The sequence below is a fragment of the Leucobacter sp. OLIS6 genome (genome assembly GCF_002752355.1).
GTDB lineage: Bacteria > Actinomycetota > Actinomycetes > Actinomycetales > Microbacteriaceae > Leucobacter.
In genome coordinates, this window is sequence record NZ_MRAV01000014.1 from 108,863 (window position 1) to 124,658 (window position 15,796).

At 70.9% G+C, this 15,796-nt stretch carries 18 protein-coding genes; 11 read left to right on the top strand and 7 right to left on the bottom strand.

Going from position 1 to position 15,796, the window contains the following annotated elements; genetic code table 11:
• Window positions 1-81: 81 nt before the first annotated feature.
• The 4 genes from fdxA (at window position 82) to BMH31_RS10640 (ending at window position 3,537) form a co-directional block, all read left to right on the top strand.
• The gene (gene fdxA, locus BMH31_RS10625; RefSeq protein ID WP_099725253.1) at window positions 82-402 is read left to right on the top strand and encodes a ferredoxin; all 321 of its coding nucleotides are present in this window, start codon (window positions 82-84) and stop codon (window positions 400-402) included.
• A 4-nt stretch (window positions 403-406) separates the two neighbouring features.
• Window positions 407-1,528 (top strand): succinyldiaminopimelate transaminase, encoded by a 1,122-nt coding sequence (gene dapC, locus BMH31_RS10630; RefSeq protein ID WP_099725252.1) that lies wholly within the window; start codon window positions 407-409, stop codon window positions 1,526-1,528.
• Between the two features lie 206 nt (window positions 1,529-1,734).
• Window positions 1,735-2,988 carry a citrate synthase gene (locus tag BMH31_RS10635; RefSeq protein WP_099725357.1) on the top strand — a complete coding sequence of 418 codons (1,254 nt, stop codon included), beginning with the start codon at window positions 1,735-1,737 and terminating at the stop codon, window positions 2,986-2,988.
• Window positions 2,989-3,000: 12 nt separating this feature from the next.
• Window positions 3,001-3,537: an AAA family ATPase gene (locus BMH31_RS10640; RefSeq protein ID WP_099725356.1), complete on the top strand. Its 537-nt coding sequence runs from the start codon at window positions 3,001-3,003 to the stop codon at window positions 3,535-3,537.
• Window positions 3,538-3,645: 108 nt separating this feature from the next.
• Here BMH31_RS10640 and dapD read toward each other — a convergent pair whose 3' ends face one another.
• A complete protein-coding gene (gene dapD, locus BMH31_RS10645) occupies window positions 3,646-4,602 on the bottom strand; it encodes a 2,3,4,5-tetrahydropyridine-2,6-dicarboxylate N-succinyltransferase (protein WP_099725251.1) in 957 nt (318 codons plus the stop codon).
• A 59-nt stretch (window positions 4,603-4,661) separates the two neighbouring features.
• Here dapD and dapE point away from each other — a divergent pair, with 59 nt between their 5' ends.
• On the top strand, window positions 4,662-5,744 hold the full coding sequence (dapE, locus tag BMH31_RS10650; RefSeq protein WP_099725355.1) for a succinyl-diaminopimelate desuccinylase: 1,083 nt from the start codon (window positions 4,662-4,664) through the stop codon (window positions 5,742-5,744).
• A 93-nt stretch (window positions 5,745-5,837) separates the two neighbouring features.
• Window positions 5,838-6,008, top strand: coding sequence for a DUF3117 domain-containing protein (locus tag BMH31_RS10655; protein ID WP_084821140.1), 171 nt, complete (start codon window positions 5,838-5,840; stop codon window positions 6,006-6,008).
• A 71-nt stretch (window positions 6,009-6,079) separates the two neighbouring features.
• Here the strand turns inward: BMH31_RS10655 and BMH31_RS10660 are convergent, their stop codons facing one another.
• Entirely contained in the window at window positions 6,080-6,715 is a 636-nt protein-coding gene (locus BMH31_RS10660) for a class I SAM-dependent methyltransferase (RefSeq protein ID WP_099725250.1), read from the bottom strand.
• A gap of 102 nt (window positions 6,716-6,817) precedes the next feature.
• Here BMH31_RS10660 and BMH31_RS10665 point away from each other — a divergent pair, with 102 nt between their 5' ends.
• A complete protein-coding gene (locus tag BMH31_RS10665) occupies window positions 6,818-7,189 on the top strand; it encodes a twin-arginine translocase TatA/TatE family subunit (protein WP_046455900.1) in 372 nt (123 codons plus the stop codon).
• A 15-nt stretch (window positions 7,190-7,204) separates the two neighbouring features.
• Here BMH31_RS10665 and BMH31_RS10670 read toward each other — a convergent pair whose 3' ends face one another.
• From BMH31_RS10670 to BMH31_RS10680, 3 genes are read right to left on the bottom strand one after another with little or no spacing between them, the layout of a single operon-like run.
• Window positions 7,205-8,404, bottom strand: coding sequence for a P-loop NTPase (locus BMH31_RS10670; RefSeq protein WP_099725249.1), 1,200 nt, complete (start codon window positions 8,402-8,404; stop codon window positions 7,205-7,207).
• The gene (locus tag BMH31_RS10675; RefSeq protein WP_099725248.1) at window positions 8,401-8,958 is read right to left on the bottom strand and encodes a DUF1003 domain-containing protein; all 558 of its coding nucleotides are present in this window, start codon (window positions 8,956-8,958) and stop codon (window positions 8,401-8,403) included. Before BMH31_RS10675 ends, BMH31_RS10670 begins: the two co-directional genes overlap by 4 nt.
• Window positions 8,955-10,220, bottom strand: coding sequence for a CBS domain-containing protein (locus tag BMH31_RS10680; RefSeq protein WP_099725247.1), 1,266 nt, complete (start codon window positions 10,218-10,220; stop codon window positions 8,955-8,957). Before BMH31_RS10680 ends, BMH31_RS10675 begins: the two co-directional genes overlap by 4 nt.
• Before the next feature lie 108 nt (window positions 10,221-10,328).
• On the opposite strand from BMH31_RS10680, the gene BMH31_RS10685 reads away from it, so the two are divergent.
• Window positions 10,329-11,501, top strand: a complete 1,173-nt coding sequence (locus BMH31_RS10685) for a YncE family protein (protein WP_099725246.1) — start codon at window positions 10,329-10,331, stop codon at window positions 11,499-11,501.
• A 55-nt stretch (window positions 11,502-11,556) separates the two neighbouring features.
• The gene (locus tag BMH31_RS10690; protein WP_241898248.1) at window positions 11,557-12,066 is read left to right on the top strand and encodes a general stress protein; all 510 of its coding nucleotides are present in this window, start codon (window positions 11,557-11,559) and stop codon (window positions 12,064-12,066) included.
• Window positions 12,067-12,113: 47 nt separating this feature from the next.
• On the opposite strand, the gene BMH31_RS10695 is transcribed toward BMH31_RS10690, so the two are convergent.
• The gene (locus BMH31_RS10695; RefSeq protein WP_099725245.1) at window positions 12,114-12,455 is read right to left on the bottom strand and encodes an Lsr2 family protein; all 342 of its coding nucleotides are present in this window, start codon (window positions 12,453-12,455) and stop codon (window positions 12,114-12,116) included.
• Window positions 12,456-12,570: 115 nt separating this feature from the next.
• Complete coding sequence (locus BMH31_RS10700; protein ID WP_099725244.1) at window positions 12,571-13,962, bottom strand: aminopeptidase P family protein; 1,392 nt, start codon at window positions 13,960-13,962, stop codon at window positions 12,571-12,573.
• Window positions 13,963-14,074: 112 nt separating this feature from the next.
• On the opposite strand from BMH31_RS10700, the gene BMH31_RS10705 reads away from it, so the two are divergent.
• Complete coding sequence (locus BMH31_RS10705; RefSeq protein WP_099725243.1) at window positions 14,075-14,827, top strand: SDR family oxidoreductase; 753 nt, start codon at window positions 14,075-14,077, stop codon at window positions 14,825-14,827.
• 67 nt (window positions 14,828-14,894) lie between these two features.
• On the top strand, window positions 14,895-15,752 hold the full coding sequence (locus tag BMH31_RS10710) for a PHP domain-containing protein (protein WP_099725242.1): 858 nt from the start codon (window positions 14,895-14,897) through the stop codon (window positions 15,750-15,752).
• The last annotated feature ends 44 nt before the right edge of the window (window positions 15,753-15,796 follow it).

Here is a 15,796-nt window from a genome sequence, read left to right on the forward strand (position 1 = left end):
CGGAGCGGCGCCGTGCACGGCGCGGCGGCCGCGCGGGCATAGGATGGTGGGCAGCGAAACGGTCGAAGAAAGGCGGACGTCGTGACGTATGTGATCGCTCTCCCGTGCGTGGATGTGAAGGATCGCGCGTGCGTGGACGAATGCCCCGTCGACTGCATCTACGAGGGTGAACGCTCCCTCTACATCCACCCCGACGAGTGCGTCGACTGCGGCGCCTGCGAGCCCGTCTGCCCCGTCGAGGCCATCTACTACGAGGACGACCTCCCCGAGGTCTGGGCCGACTACTACAAGGCCAACGTCGAGTTCTTCGACCAGATCGGATCGCCGGGCGGCGCGGCGAAGGTCGGCGCCTACGACTTCGATCACCCGATCATCGCCGCGCTCCCCGCGCAGGGGTCCTGACCCCGTGCGCGGTCCGCTTCCCGACTACCCCTGGGACGCCATGGCGCCCTACGCCGAGCGTGCTGCGGCCCACCCCGACGGGGTCGTGGATCTCTCGGTCGGATCGCCCGTCGACCCGACGCCTGTCGCGGTGCGCGACGCGCTCGCCGCGGCGACCGATGCGCACGCGTATCCCGCGACCGCGGGGACTCCGAAGCTGCGCGAGGCCATCTCCGAGTGGTTCGACCGACGCCGTGGCGTGACGGTCGCGCCGTCGGCCGTGCTGCCGACCGTCGGATCCAAGGAACTGGTCGCCCTGCTGCCGTTCCTGCTCGGCATCGGCGCGGGGGAGGCCGTCGTCTTCCCGCGCATCGCCTACCCGAGCTACGCCATGGGCGCTGCGCTCGCCGGGGCCGACGCGATCGCCGCCGACGACCCCGCTGACTGGCCGGATCACACCCGCCTCGTGTGGGTGAACTCGCCCGGCAACCCCGACGGCGCGGTGCAGGACGTCGACCGGCTGCGCGCCGCGGTCGCGCGAGCCCGCGAGCTGGGCGCCGTGATCGCCGGGGACGAGTGCTACGCCGAGTTCGGGTGGGACGCTCCGTGGGACGCCGAGCGCATTCCCTCGATCCTCGACCCGCGGGTGGTCGGCGACGACCATCGCGATGTGCTGAGCGTCTACTCGCTCAGCAAGCAGTCCAATCTCGCCGGGTACCGCGCGGCTTTTCTGGCGGGCGATCCCGAGCTCGTGCAGCGTCTGCTGACCGTGCGCAAGCACGCGGGTCTGATGCTGCCGGCCCCCGTGCAGGCCGCCATGGTCGCGGCGCTCGGCGACGAGACGCACGTGATCGAACAGCGGGAACGCTACATCGCGCGCCGTGCCGTGCTGCGCCCCGCCATCGAGGCGGCCGGGTTCCGGATCGAGCGCAGCGAGGCCGGGCTCTACCTCTGGGCGACGCGCGACGAGGACGCCTGGGATTCGGTCTCAGCGCTCGCCGAGCTCGGGATCATCGTCGGGCCGGGGCACTTCTACGGCGCGCACTCCCCGCAGCACGTCCGCTTCGCGCTCACCGCGAGCGATGCGGCGATCGCCGAGGCCGCGAAGCGGCTCTCGGGCGCTGCGGACGCCGCCCGAGCGGTCTGACCGCCGGTGCGCGAGCCGAATCGACATTTCGCTCGACGTCAAGATACTCTGCTGGGAGGGCACCGAAGGGTCGCGCTCCCACCGAACCGGATAGGGTGGAGGGGAACGCACTGCACCCAGCCCGTTCCGCTTCACTGACGACCTCACAAGGAGACGACGTGACCGATACGAACTCCGGCTCGAACGCTGCCGCGACCGCGAAGCTGATGCTGCCCGGCGGCTCGGCGGAGCTGCCGATCGTCTCCGCGGTCGACGGCCACCCGGCCATCGACGTGAGCACGCTCACGCGCCAGACGGGGCACACCGCGCTCGACTACGGGTTCGTCAACACGGCGTCCACCAAGTCCGAGATCACCTACATCGACGGGGATCAGGGGATCCTGCGCTATCGCGGTTACCCGATCGAGGAGCTCGCGCAGAAGTCGAGCTTCCTCGAGGTCGCCTACCTGCTGATCTACGGCGAGCTCCCCACCGAGACCGAGCTCGAGTCCTTCACCGAGAACATCCGCCGGCACACCCTCCTGCACGAGGACATGCGCTACTACTTCGAGGCGGTGCCCCACACGGCGCACCCCATGGCGGTGCTCTCGGGCGGCCTGCAGACCATGTCCACCTACTACGAGAGCTCGCTCGACACCACGGTGCCCGAGTTCGTCGAGGTGAACACGATCCGCCTGCTCGCGAAGCTCCCGGTGCTCGCGGCCTACGCGCACAAGAAGACGATCGGCCAGGCGTTCCTGTACCCCAAGAACGAGCTCGGCTTCGTCGAGAACTTCCTGCGGCTGAACTTCGGCAACAAGGCCGAGCCGTACATCATGAACCCGGTGCTCGTCGACGCGCTCGACAAGCTCCTCATCCTGCACGCGGACCACGAGCAGAACGCCTCGACCTCGACCGTGCGCCTCGTCGGCTCCACCGGCGCCAACATGTTCTCCTCCGTGTCCGCCGGCATCAACGCACTCTCGGGCCCGCTGCACGGCGGCGCGAACGAGGCCGTGCTCGACATGCTCGCCCAGATCCGCGACTCCGGCCAGAGCGTGCAGACCTTCGTGGAGAAGGTCAAGCGCAAGGAGGACGGCGTGAAGCTCATGGGCTTCGGGCACCGCGTCTACAAGAACTACGATCCTCGCGCCCGCATCGTGAAGGAGAGCGCGGGCCGCGTGCTCGCCGAGCTCGGCGTCAACGATCCGCTGCTCGGCCTCGCGCAGGAGCTCGAGCAGATCGCGCTCGAGGACGACTACTTCAAGGAGCGCAAGCTCTACCCGAACGTCGACTTCTACACCGGCGTCATCTACAAGGCCATGGGCTTCCCGACGCGCATGTTCACCGTGCTGTTCGCCATCGGCCGCCTGCCCGGCTGGATCGCGCAGTGGCGTGAGGCGCGACTCGACCCGCAGACCAAGATCGGTCGCCCGCAGCAGCTCTACACGGGGTCGCCCGAGCGTCACCTCGACCGCTAGTCGGTGTCGGGCGTGCGCGTCGTCATCTCGGGGACGCACGCGAGCGGCAAGAGCACGCTGATCTCGGACTTCGCGAGCGCACATTCCGAGTACGCGGTGCTCGGCGACCCGTTCGACGAGCTGCTCGACGAGTCCGACGAACCGGGCCCGGCGAGCTTCGCGGCCCAGTTCCGAGTCTCCGTATCGCGTCTGCGGCGCGCGTCGGAGGCGAGGCTCATCGCGGAGCGCGGGCCCCTCGACTTCGTAGCCTACCTGCTGGCCTGGCGCGAGCTCGGCCGTGGCGGCGTCAGCTCCGAGACCATCGTCTCGGCGGTCCGGCTCGCCGCTGACGTGATGAAGACGGTCGACCTGCTGATCCTGCTGCCGAGCGCCGGGATCGAGGTGCCCGACGATGAGGATCCGGAGTTGCGCGGGGCGATGCAGGATCACCTCTTCGAGCTCTGCGACGACCCTGACCTGGTCGGCTCGGCCCGCGTCGAAGAGCTCGTCGGCGACCCTGCGGGGCGGCTCGGACGACTCGAGGCACTTATGGAACTCGCGGCTGGCTGATCCCGACCCCGGAGGAGCGCCGCTTCAGCAGGAGACCCGGGCTCAGCGCGCCGATCTCAGTCTGAACGCCGGCGCCGGCACCGGCACCGACCGAAGGCCGGCGAGCCCCTACGCGTGCAGCGCCGCGTTCAGCTCGATGCCCGTGCCCTCGCGCGGCAGCGCCTCGACGGCGCCCGTGCGGGAATTGCGACGGAACAGGAGCTTCGCGACGCCGGAGAGCTCGACGGCCTTGACCTCGACCGGCTCGCCCTGGGAATCGACGGTGCCCTTGGGGAGCGCGACCTTGGTGCCCGCGGTCACGTAGAGGCCGGCCTCGACGACGCTGTCGTCGCCGATCGAGATGCCGATGCCGGAGTTCGCGCCGAGCAGTGCGCGCCCGCCGATGCTGATGCGCTCGGTGCCGCCGCCCGAGAGGGTGCCCATGATGGACGCGCCGCCGCCGATGTCGGATCCTTCGCCCACGACGACGCCCTGCGAGATGCGCCCCTCGACCATCGACGTGCCGAGCGTGCCCGCGTTGAAGTTGACGAAGCCCTCGTGCATGACGGTCGTGCCCGGCGCGAGGTGGGCGCCGAGGCGCACGCGCGACGTGTCGGCGATGCGCACGCCCGCGGGCACGACGTAGTCGGTGAGGCGGGGGAACTTGTCGATGCCGACGGCGCTGAGGCCGGCGCGGCGGAGGGCGGGCAGCTTGGCCGCGTAGCGTTCGGGCTGCATGGGCCCGGCGGGGGTCCAGGCGTTGTTCGGGAGCGCGCCGAAGATCCCGTCGAGCGAGATCGTATTGGGCTGCACGAGGCAGTGGGAGAGGAGGTGGAGACGCAGGTAGGCGTCCTCGGTGGAGGACGGCGCGGCGTCGAGATCGATCTCGAGCTGCACGATGCGCAGCTCCACCTCGCGGAGCTCGTCGCGCCCCTCGAGCGCCTCGAGCTCGGCCGGCGCGATCCAGGGGTCGCGGGAATCAGGGCGGGCGCCGAGCTGCGGCGCGGGGAACCAGGCGTCGAGTACGGTGCCGTCGAACGCGACGGTGGCGAGGCCCACGGCCCAGGCTGCACGGGAAGTCGTCATGTGACCAGGGTAGCGAAGCCGGAGGGCCTCGACGGCGTAGGCTGGATCGGGTGAGTGATATCGCCCTCGATCCCAGCCTCGGTTCCGTCGATCTGACCCGTCAGCTCTGCAACATCTTCTCCGTGTCGGGGGAGGAGCGCGCCATCGCGGACGCGGTCGAGGCGGTGCTCGCCGAGCGCGCGCCGCACCTGACGGTGACGCGCGACGGCGACACCGTCATCGCGCGCACCGAGCTCGGCCGGGAGCGTCGCGTGGCGATCGCCGGTCACCTGGACACGGTGCCGGTGAACGGGAACCTGCCGGTGCGCGACGAGGTCGACGCCGAGACCGGCGAGCCGGTGATCTGGGGGCGCGGGACGGTCGACATGAAGGCCGGCGTCGCCGTGCAGCTCGTGCTCGCGGTCGAGCTGGACGATCCCGCGGTCGACCTGACCTGGATCTGGTACGACCACGAAGAGGTCTCGTCGGAGCTGAACGGCCTGGGGCGCGCGCTGCGCAACCGCCCGGAACTGTTCGCCGCGGACTTCGCGATCCTGGGCGAGCCCTCGAACGGCACGATCGAGGGCGGCTGCAACGGCACCATGCGCGCGCTCGTGACGTACACGGGCAAGCGCGCGCACTCCGCGCGCAGCTGGATGGGTGTGAACGCGATCCACCGCGCCGGAGCTGCGCTGGAACGTCTGGGCGCGTTCGAGGCCGAGCGCGTGCTGGTCGACGGCCTCGAATACCGCGAGGGGCTCAACGCGGTTCGGATCTCGGGTGGGGTCGCGGGGAACGTGATCCCGGACCGCTGCGAGATCGAGGTCAACTACCGGTTCGCGCCGAGCAGGGATCTCGCCGAGGCCGAGGGCGTGATCCGCGAGTTCTTCGCCGATGCCGACGCGGTGGAGATCGTGGACCGGGCGCCCGGCGCTCGTCCGGGACTGGACGCGCCGCTCGCGCAGCAGTTCGTCGAGGCGGTCGGGGCGCCGCCCGTCGCGAAGCTCGGATGGACCGATGTCTCCCGTTTCTCGGGACTCGGAATCCCTGCGGTGAACTTCGGCCCGGGGAATCCGCTGCTGGCGCACGCGGACGACGAGCGGGTGCCGATCGCGCAGATCGAGGCGACGGAGCGGGCGCTGCGCAATTGGTTGAATCGTTGAGTATGACAATCCGATTTCCTTTTGGCATCGGTGCTCCGCGATAATAGAAGCGTAGGGGAAATCCCTTTTCCACTCACTCGCAGAGGAGGCGTCATGGCGGCAATGAAACCGAGGACCGGAGACGGGCCGATGGAAGCGGTGCGCGAGAGCCGCGTCATCGTGGTCCGTGTCCCGCTCGAAGGCGGTGGCCGCCTGGTGGTCTCGGTCAACGATACCGAGGCTGCAGAGCTGCGCGACGTGCTCAGCTCCGTGCTCGACGGCTGAGCGCCCCACGGACGGAACGGCCCCGGCGAATCATCTGATTCGCCGGGGCCGTTCTTCGTTCGCGGGATCGCTCAGCCGTCGAGGCGGGTGAGCGTCAGCAGTCCGTCGCCCGCGGGGGTGAGGACGGGCACGATCGCCGCCGATTCGGCGACGGTCGCGAGGAGGTCGCGCAGCACGTGAGTGGCCTCGTCCCGCGCCGCGGGATCGGTGACCCGGCCGCGCGAGAAGGCACCGGGGATCACGACCGTGCCGCCGGCGCGCACGATGGTCAGGGCGTGCTCCAGGTACTCGAGCAGACGCTCGGGCTCCGCGTCGATGAGCACGAGGTCGTAGGCGCCCAGGTTGAGGCGGGGCAGCACCTGGGCCGCATCGCCCTCGATGAGCCGCAGCCGGGCTGCGGCGATTCCGGCGCCGGCGAACGCGGCTCGGGCCTGGCGCAGGTGCTCGGACTCGATCTCGATCGAGGTGAGGGTCGCCTCGGGGACGTGGCGCAGCAGCGCGAGGCCGCTGACTCCGACGCCGGTACCGATCTCGCAGATCGCGCGGGCGCCGCTCATGACCGCGAGGCCCGAGAGCTGCGCCGCGACGGCGCGGCTGACCGGCTCGATGCCGAGCTCGAGCGACAGGCGGCGTGCCCGGACCTGCGCATCGGTCTCGGTCGGGTACTGCTCCGCGTACTGCCAATTGCGTTCGAGACGGCTCACCATTCCTCCAGCTTCGTTCGGGCTCCGGGCCCTGCAGTCAAGAGTAGGGCCGCGAGGCCCGAGAACTGCGCGAACACGCGGCTGAGCACAGTACGATGGGTGGTTATGGGCCTGACGATCGAAAAGATCCTGGTGATTCTCGTGATCGCCATGTTCGTGCTCGGTCCCGAGCGCCTGCCCGGCTACGCGAAGAAGCTCGGCGAGCTCACCCGCGGGGTCAAGCGCATGGCCGACGGTGCGAAGGATCGGCTGCGCGAGGAGATGGGCCCCGAGTACGACGACGTCGACTGGAAGCAGCTCGATCCGCGTCAGTACGATCCCCGTCGCATCATCCGAGACGCCCTGCTGGAGGACGAGCGCGAGGCGCGCGCCGAGATCCGTCGCTCGCAGACCGAGGCAGCGCGCACGCCGCGCGTCGGCGAACTGCACCCCGACGGCACGGCGGTCGGCTTCCATTTCGACGACGAAGCCACGTAGGCCGTCGCGCTCGGGCTAGGCCGAGGGCGAGATGCCGAGCGAGCGTCCGGCCAGGCTCTGCGGGCGCACCGAGAGCACCGACGCGATGCGCAGCACCTCGCGCGCGGCGGGATCCTCGGGCAGGGCGATGACCGCCGGAGCACCCGCGTCGCCGCTCGCCCGGAACTCGGGGCTGAGCGGCACGCTGCCGAGCAGTGGCACCGGGCCGTGCTCGTCGTCGCTCAGGCGCGCTGCCACGAGCGCGCCGCCGCCCGATCCGAAGAGGTCGAGCACCGAGCCGTCGGGCTGGGCGAGTCCCGCCATGTTCTCGATGACGCCGATGACGCGCTGACCGGTCTGGCGGGCGACGAGCGCGCTGCGCACAGCCACATCGGCTGCGGCCTCCTGCGGGGTCGTCACGACGAGCACCTCGGCGTGGGGGAGCAGCTGGCCGAGGCTGATGGCGATGTCGCCCGTGCCCGGCGGCAGATCGAGCAGGAGCACGTCGAGGTCGCCGAACCAGACGTCGCGCAGGAACTGCTCCATGGTGCGATGCAGCATCGGCCCGCGCCACGAGACGGCGGTGGACCGCGGATCCTGATCGCCCAGGAACATGCCGATCGAGATGACCTTCACGCCGTGGGCGACGGGCGGCAGGATCAGGTCGTCCACGCGAGTGGGGCCCTCGACCCGGCCGTCGCGACTGAGCCCCAGGATGCCGGGGATCGAGAAACCGAACACGTCGGCGTCGACGAGTCCGACGCGCAGCCCCTGCACGGCGAGCGCCACCGCCAGGCCGGCCGTGAGCGACGACTTGCCGACGCCGCCCTTGCCGCTCGTCACCGCGATCACGCGGGTCAGCGAATCGGGCCCGAACTGCTGGGGCCGCTTCGCGCGGTCGCCCCGCACCCGCTCCGTGAAGGCGCGACGCTCCTCGGGCGACATGACACGCACCGAGACGTCCGCGGAGGCGATCCCCGCCGTGGTGCCGGCGGCCTCGTGCACCTCCGACTCGATGCGCCGGGCGGCGGGGCAGCCCGCGATCGTCAGGGCGATGCCGACGTGCGCCGCGCCGTCGGGGGAGACGCGCACCGAGTCGACCATGCCGAGCTCCGTCACGGGGCGCAGGATCTCGGGGTCCTTGACGCGGTCGAGCGCGGCCCAGACGGCGGCCTCCGCGGGGGAGGCGTCGGCTCGGGCGCCGGGCCCGTGGCTGCGGCCCTCCTCGGCGGTCATCGTGCGTCGGTCCGTCCGGCGTCCTCCGTCGCGTCGGGGTCTCGATCGTCGGTGTCGTCTTCCGCGGCGAGCTCGGCGAGCAGCGCGCGCAGTTCGGCACGGACGAAGTCCCGGTCGGGCAGATCCTTGATCGCGAGCCGCAGCGCGACGACCTCGCGCGCGAGGAACTCGGTGTCGGCCAGGTTGCGCTCCGCGCGCTGCCGGTCCTGCTCGATCTGTACGCGGTCCCGGTCGTCCTGGCGGTTCTGCGCGAGCAGGATCATCGGCGCCGCGTAGGAGGCCTGCAGCGAGAGGATGAGCGTGAGCGCGGTGAAGCCGAGGGCGGCGGAGTCGAAGCGCCACCCGTCGGGGGCGACGGTGTTCCAGATGAGCCAGGCGAGGCAGAACACGCTGAGCAGCAGGAGGAACCACGGCGTGCCCATGCCGCGGGCGATGCCCTCGGTCCAGCGGCCGAACACCTCGTTGTTCGAGACGTCGCGGTCCCGCGCGACACGGCCGCCCGCCGCACGCGGAGCGTCGAGCCCGGCGGTGTCCTTCTTGCGGAACCAGATCATCGAGCGGCTCCGTTCCTCGGGTGCGGCGCTTCGTCGTCGGCATGGCGCCAGTCGTCGGGCAGCAGATGGTCGAGCACATCGTCGATCGTGACCACGCCGACGAGGTGATCCTGCTCGTCGACCACGGGCAGCGCGACGAGGTCGTAGCTGGCGAGGCGCCGGGCCACCTCCGCAGCGCTCGCGCGCACCGGGATCGCCTCGATCTCGGTGTCGAGCAGCGCCGAGAGCCGCTCGTGCGGCGGGAACCGCAGCATGCGCTGGAAGTGCGCCATGCCGAGGTATTCGCCGGTCGGGGTCTCGTAGGGCGGGTGGGTGACGTAGACCGCCGAGGCCATCGCGGGCGGGATCTCGGCGCGACGGATCATCGCGAGGCCCTCGGCGACGCTCGCCTCGGCCGAGAGCACGATGGGGGCCGGGCTCATGAGTCCGCCCGCGGTGTCCGCGTCGTACTCGAGCAGGCGGCGGACGTCCTCCGCCTCCTCGGGCTCCATCAGGTCGAGCAGTTCCTCGCCCTCGGCCGCGGGCAGCGCCGAGATGAGGTCGGCCGCGTCGTCGGGCTCCATGCGGTCGAGCACATCGGCGGTGCGAGCCGGCGGCAGGAGCTTGAGGAGCGCGAGCTGGTCGGCCTCGACCATCTCCTCCAGCGCGTCGGCGACGAGTTCGTCGGGCAGCTCCTCGACCACCGACAGCATGCGGGGCTGCGGGAGCTCGAGCAGCGCCTCGGCGAGGTCGGCGGGCTTGAGATCGACGAGGGTCTGGATCAGGAGCTCGGCCGACTGCGCGGCCGAGGGGTCGGTCGGCAGACGCACGTCGGCCCACTTCACGATGCGGGATTCGCCGCGCGAGAAGGTGGACGCGGGCTTGGCGGTGCGGACGAAGAGCTCGGAGACGATCCACTCGCCCGAGCGGGTCCGGTCGATGGCCGCATCCTCGATCACGGCTTCGCGGCCCCCCTCGACGAGCTTGACCTCGCGCCCGATCATCTCGGCGATCATGCGCGTCTCGCCGCCGCGCTGCTCGAAGCGGCGGACGTTGATGAGCCCGGTCGCGATGATCTGACCGGCGCCGATCGACGTGATGCGCCCGATGGGCACGAATACGCGGCGTCTGCCGGGGATCTCGACGATCAGGCCGACCACGCGCGGGGCGCTCGCCGCCCGGTAGACCACCAGTACGTCGCGCACCTTGCCGATCCGGTCGCCGACGGGATCGAACACCCCGCGTCCGGCGAGGCGGCCTACGAAGATCCTCGAACTGCTCACCCCTCTACGGTAGTGGGCCGGGCTCCGGTTCGGGGCCCCAGGAGCCGAACGCTCAGGACCAATCGATCGGTTGAGGCGGACGGAGCCTCGGCGTCCGAGGATGGCAGCATGCATGAATCGACGGAGCGGATCTCCCGGAGGGGCCTGCTCGCGGCCTCGGCGCTGGCGGTGCTGCCGCTGCTCGGCTGCGCACCCGAGAGCGGGACGCCGCGTTCCGGGCCCGCGACCGCGTCACCGCGGCCGATGCCGAAACGCGGTGCGACGGAGCCCCCGGCGCCCGCGAAGCGGACCCTGCTGCTGGCCTCGCTCGCGCACGAGGACGCCGTCGCGGTGATCGATCCGGCGGCCGAGGGCGAGGCGGGGATCACCCGCATCCGGGTCGGCGCGGCGCCCTGGGGCGTGGGCGTCTCGCCGGACGGCGGGACCGGGTACGCGGCCACAGCCGAGGGGCTCGCCGTGATCGATCTGCGCACCGCGAAGCGTTCGGCGCTCGTGCCCTATCAGCACCCTGCACCCCGGATCGGCTCGGGGGAGTACCGCCCGGGCGGCCTCGGCCTCGCCGTGTCGCCCGACGGCGCCCGCATCTACGTCGCGGTCGGCACGGACGAGCCGCGGGCGCACCTGGAGGTCTTCGACTCCGCGGGCGGCCGGTTCGCCGGCTCCGTGCGGGTCGGCGGGCGTCCGTTCGACGTGCTGGTCGCCCCGGACGGATCCTGGGCCGCGACCGTCGACCACGACACCTTCTCCGTGACGGTCGTCGACGCGCGGACCCTGGCGGCGCAGGAGCACCGGATCGCGCCGTTCGGAACCGAGGGCGGCCTCGCCTCCTGGGAGAAGCCCCACTACGGCGCGGTGGACGCGGACGGGACGATCCTGCTCCCGGTGCAGGGGAAGCCCGTGGTGCGGCTCGATCCGCGCAGCGGGCGGACCGGAAACGCGCTCCGGAGCCGCGCCAACTCGCACGCGCACGGCACGGCCCTCGACGACCGCCTGCTGGTGACCGTCGGCACGGGCGCCTTCGGCAACGCGACCGGAGAGCCCAACCTGTCGGTGCTCGATCTCGACAGCGGAGCGGAACGGATCGCCCCGCTGCCCGTGCCGCACGAGACGGTCGCGGTGTGGCGCGACGCTGAGGACGAGGCCTGGGCGGCCGTGGCCGGCGGCAATACGCGGGAGGCCGGCTGGGACGGGATCACGCACGTGCGGCTGCGCGACCTCCGGCTGCGGCGGCAACCGGTCCCGGGATATCCGCAGGCGGTGGTCGCGTTCGCCGCCCGCTGAATCGGTTCGGCGGGGGATTCCGCACACTCAGGGGCGGGAATGGGAGAATGCAGTCATGAGCAGTCCCAATCCGAGCGCCGCGCGCCGAGCCCTTCTCATGCCGGAACTGCCGACCGGCGAGGTGGTTTCGACCTACGAGCACTACGCCGATGCGAAGCACGCGGTGGATCTGCTCGCGCGCGCCCGTTTCCCCGTCGCCGAGGTGTCCATCGTCGGAAACGGCCTGCGCAGCGTCGAGCGCGTGACCGGGCGGCTCACCTACGGTCGCGTCGCGATGGTGGGCGCTTCGTCGGGAGCATATCTCGGCGTATTCCTGTCGATCCTGCTCTTCATCTTCCAGCCCGAGAACGCGTCGATCTTCGGCGTGTTCATCGCCGCGATCGTGATCGGCGCCGGGTTCGGAATGCTCTTCGGCGTGCTCTCCTACGCGATGAATCGAAATCGCCGCGACTTCTCGTCCGTCTCGCAGATGGTCGCAACGCGGTACGACCTGATCACCTCGGCGGAACTGGTCGGCGAGGCCCGGCGCGTGCTGACCTCCCCCGAGAACGCGGAACGGGGATAGCGGATCCCGCTATCCCCGTTCTCGCAGCGCACCGGCGCCGAGCCGATTCAGCCCTGGGCCGCCTCGTAGATCGCGAGGAGCTTGCCCGGGATGCGTCCGCGGTCCGGCACCTCGTGGCCCTGCTCGCGCAGCCACTCGCGGACGGCGCTCGCGTTCGACGAGCCGCGCGAGGAGCGCTGCGCGGTGCGGCCGCGGGCTGCGGAGGAGGCCTTGCGGGCCGCCTTGACGAACGGCGCGAACGCCTCGCGGAGCTCGGCCGAGTGGGCCTCCGAGAGATCGATCTCGTACGCGGTGCCGTCGAGCGAGAAACGCACCGTCTCTCCCGCGCCGTCCGTCAGTTCGGTGCCGTCGAGGTCATCGACGAGGATCTCGGTGATCCGCTTTGCCATTGCTGTCTCCTTCGCGAATGAAATCCGGTCTTCTCCGGATCCCTCGCGGCAAATATAGCCGAGATCCCTGGATATTTCGCATTACTTGAAATGTAATCTATATCCCTGACGATTGTTAGGAATTGCGCGCCCCCCGAACCCAGTTCTCAACCTCGTCCGCGGTGCGCGGGATTTCAGAGGAAAGGTTCGCGCATCCGTTTTCAGTGACGACGATATCGTCTTCGATTCGTACTCCGATACCGCGGAATTCCTCCGGCACGGTGAGATCATCGGGCTGGAAATACAGACCCGGCTCGATGGTGAACACCATTCCCGGTTCGAGTACGCCCTCGTAATAGTGATCTCGCCGCGCTGCGGCACAATCGTGCACGTCCAGACCCAGGTGATGGCTCGTGCCGTGCACCATATAGCGGCGGTGATATGCGGGAGCATCGTCGCCGGAATCCGCGGGCAGGAATCCCCATTCGCGCGTGCGTCGCTCGATCACGGCCATCGCGGCATCGTGCACCTCGCTGAACCGGATCCCGGGCCGGACGATCGCGCGCGCGGCGTCGGCGGCCTCGAGCACGGTCTCGTAGACCTTCCGCTGCACGGGCGAGAACGTTCCCGAGATCGGGATCGTGCGGGTGATGTCGGCGGTGTAGAGCGAATCCACCTCGACACCCGCGTCGAGCAGCAGCAGATCGCCGTCGCGGACGACGCCGTCGTTGCGCATCCAGTGCAGGGTGCAGGCGTGCGCGCCCGAGGCGGCGATGGTCTCGTAGCCGACGGCGTTGCCGTCGAGCCGAGCGCGCAGGTTGAAGGTCCCCTCGACGACGCGCTCGCCCCGGGTCTCGGCGACCGCGCGATCGAGGCCCGCGAGCACGTCGTCGAAGCCGCGGGCCGTCGCGTCGACCGCGAGCTGCATCTCGCGCAGCTCGTACGCGTCCTTCACGAGTCGCAGCTCTGAGGTGGCACGGTCGAGTTCGGGATCCTCGAGGGTCCGGTCGCCGTCCGCGGCCGCGAACTCGGCCAGGTGAGCGGTGCGCAGACCGAGATCGGCCGAGACCTGGGCGAGCGACGGGCGCGCGCCGATCCAGAATTCGCCGATCTCGGGATTGGCGAAGAACTCCTCGGAGTCGCGGCCGGCGCGCTCGTTGAAGTAGAGCGTCGCCTCGTGCGCGTCGCCCGCGGGATCGAGCACGAGGATCGCGCCCGGTTCGCTGTCCGTGCCCCAGCCCGTCAGGTGCGCGAAGGCGCTGTGCGGCCGGTACGGGTAGAAGGTGTCGTTGGAGCGCTGCTTCGCGGCGCCCGCCGCGATCACGAGGCGCTGCCCGGGGAACTGCGCGGACAGGCGGCCGCGGCGGTCGCGGGCGAATGCTGCGGACTCGCGCGATTCGGGCTGCTCGTCGGTGCGCTCGGCCCAGCCCGACATGATGTAGTCGAGGAACGCTTCGGACTTCGGCGTCGTGCTGCGGTTGCTGTTGTCGATCTCCACCTCGTGGGTGGTCTGCTCGGAAGTGGTCATTCTGCAATCCTCCCACTTCGCGCTCTCGTGCGGGCACCCCCGAATATCAGCTCGCGGGCGTAGCGTGAACCGTATCGGGCCCGCACGGACTCGATGGAGCGAAGGGAAGATCATGGCCACCTACGATGTTGCGGATCGATCGGCGATCGTCACGGGAGCGGGCTCGGGGATCGGCCGCGCGGTCGCGCTGCTGCTCGCGGAGAACGGTGCGAAGGTGGTGGTGCAGGATCTGAGCGCGGACGCCGCGGACGCGGTCGTCGCCGAGATCGTGGGTGCGGGAGGCACCGCGGTGGCCGTCGTCGGCGATGCCTCGTCGACGGAGATCGTGGACGAGACCGTCCTCGCCGCGGAATCCCTCGCCCCCTTGCGGATCGGCGTGAACAACGCGGGGATCGGCGGTGCCGTCGCACCCACCGGCGCGTACACCGACGCCGACTGGGAGAAGGTCGTCGCGGTCAATCTCAACGCGGTGTTCCGCGGCACCCGAGCGCAGGTCGCCGCGATGTCGGCGAACGGCGGAGGCTCGGTGGTCAACCTCGCCTCGATCCTCGGCAGCGTGGGAGCCGCGTACTCGCCCGCCTACGTCGCCACCAAGCACGCGGTCGTCGGCCTCACGAAGACCGCGGCGCTCGAGTACGCGACCTCTGGGGTCCGGGTGAACTCGGTCGGACCGGGGTACATCGATACGCCGCTCCTCGCCGGTGCCGACGAGGCCGCGCGGGCGGCGCTCATCGCGAAGCACCCCATCGGCCGCCTCGGCCGCGCCGAGGAGGTCGCTCACCTCGTGGCGTTCCTCGCGAGCGACGCCGCTTCGTTCGTCACCGGCAGCTACCACCTGGTCGACGGGGGCTACACGGCCCAGTAGCGACGGGCCGGTCGTCGGGCGGAGCGGCCGCTCCGCCCGACGACCGGCCACGGCATACACTGATGGGATGGCAGCACGGCGGGCGCGGGGCGGATTCGATCTGCACACCCACTCCACCATCTCCGACGGCACGACGCGGCCGTCCGCGATCGCGCAGGAGGCCGCCGGGATCGGGCTCGCGGGATTCGCCCTGACGGACCACGACACGATCGACGGCTGGGACGAGGCCCGGGACGCCGCTGCGACCGCCGGCATCGACTTCCTCCCCGGCATCGAGATCACGAGCGAGCACGACGGGCGTTCGCGCCACCTTCTCGGCTATGGGATCGATCCGGGAGCGCGCGCGGCCGAGCTGTTCGGGGCGCTCGACGAGGTGCGGCGCTCGCGCCTGCACCGCGCGCAGGAGATGGTGCGCCGGCTTGCACGGGACTACGCGATCTCCTGGGCGGACGTGGTGGGCGACGGCGACGCGCGCACCGTCGGCCGCCCGCACATCGCGGACGCGCTCGTGACCGCCGGATACTTCGCGGATCGCAGCACCGTGTTCGAGCGCGTGCTGCACCCCGGCTCGCCCTACTACATCGGCACCTACGCCATCGCGACGCTGGACGCGATCCGCATGGTGCGCGAAGCCGGAGGCGCCACCGTGCTCGCGCATCCGGCCGCCACCCGCCAGCGGGGTCCGGTCACGGACGCGGAGCTGCGCCGGCTCGCCGGGGCCGGCCTCTGGGGCATCGAGCTGAGCCACCCCGAGAACCGGGAGAGCTGGCTGCCGCCGCTCGAACGGTCCGCCGCGGCCATCGGTCTCGAGGTCACCGGGGCGAGCGACTACCACGGCGCGGGCAAGGCGAACCGGCTGGGGGAGCGCACCACCGCCGAGGAGGCCGTGGCGCGCCTGCGCGAACGGCTCGCGACTCCGCGCTGAGTCACGGGGCCGCGCCGCGGTGCGGCGCTGAGCCGCACGAGAAA

Bases quoted from the DNA above. Each gene is read 5' to 3' on its own strand.
- BMH31_RS10705 (WP_099725243.1), top strand. From the start codon at position 14,075: ATGGCCACCTACGATGTTGCGGATCGATCGGCGATCGTCACGGGAGCG.
- BMH31_RS10690 (WP_241898248.1), top strand. From the start codon at position 11,557: ATGAGCAGTCCCAATCCGAGCGCCGCGCGCCGAGCCCTTCTCATGCCG.
- BMH31_RS10635 (WP_099725357.1), top strand. From the start codon at position 1,735: ATGCTGCCCGGCGGCTCGGCGGAGCTGCCGATCGTCTCCGCGGTCGAC.
- BMH31_RS10700 (WP_099725244.1), bottom strand. From the start codon at position 13,962: ATGACCACTTCCGAGCAGACCACCCACGAGGTGGAGATCGACAACAGC.
- BMH31_RS10710 (WP_099725242.1), top strand. From the start codon at position 14,895: ATGGCAGCACGGCGGGCGCGGGGCGGATTCGATCTGCACACCCACTCC.
- BMH31_RS10655 (WP_084821140.1), top strand. From the start codon at position 5,838: ATGGCGGCAATGAAACCGAGGACCGGAGACGGGCCGATGGAAGCGGTG.
- BMH31_RS10665 (WP_046455900.1), top strand. From the start codon at position 6,818: ATGGGCCTGACGATCGAAAAGATCCTGGTGATTCTCGTGATCGCCATG.
- BMH31_RS10675 (WP_099725248.1), bottom strand. From the start codon at position 8,958: ATGATCTGGTTCCGCAAGAAGGACACCGCCGGGCTCGACGCTCCGCGT.
- dapD (WP_099725251.1), bottom strand. From the start codon at position 4,602: ATGACGACTTCCCGTGCAGCCTGGGCCGTGGGCCTCGCCACCGTCGCG.
- BMH31_RS10670 (WP_099725249.1), bottom strand. From the start codon at position 8,404: ATGACCGCCGAGGAGGGCCGCAGCCACGGGCCCGGCGCCCGAGCCGAC.
- BMH31_RS10685 (WP_099725246.1), top strand. From the start codon at position 10,329: ATGCATGAATCGACGGAGCGGATCTCCCGGAGGGGCCTGCTCGCGGCC.
- BMH31_RS10660 (WP_099725250.1), bottom strand. From the start codon at position 6,715: ATGGTGAGCCGTCTCGAACGCAATTGGCAGTACGCGGAGCAGTACCCG.
- BMH31_RS10695 (WP_099725245.1), bottom strand. From the start codon at position 12,455: ATGGCAAAGCGGATCACCGAGATCCTCGTCGATGACCTCGACGGCACC.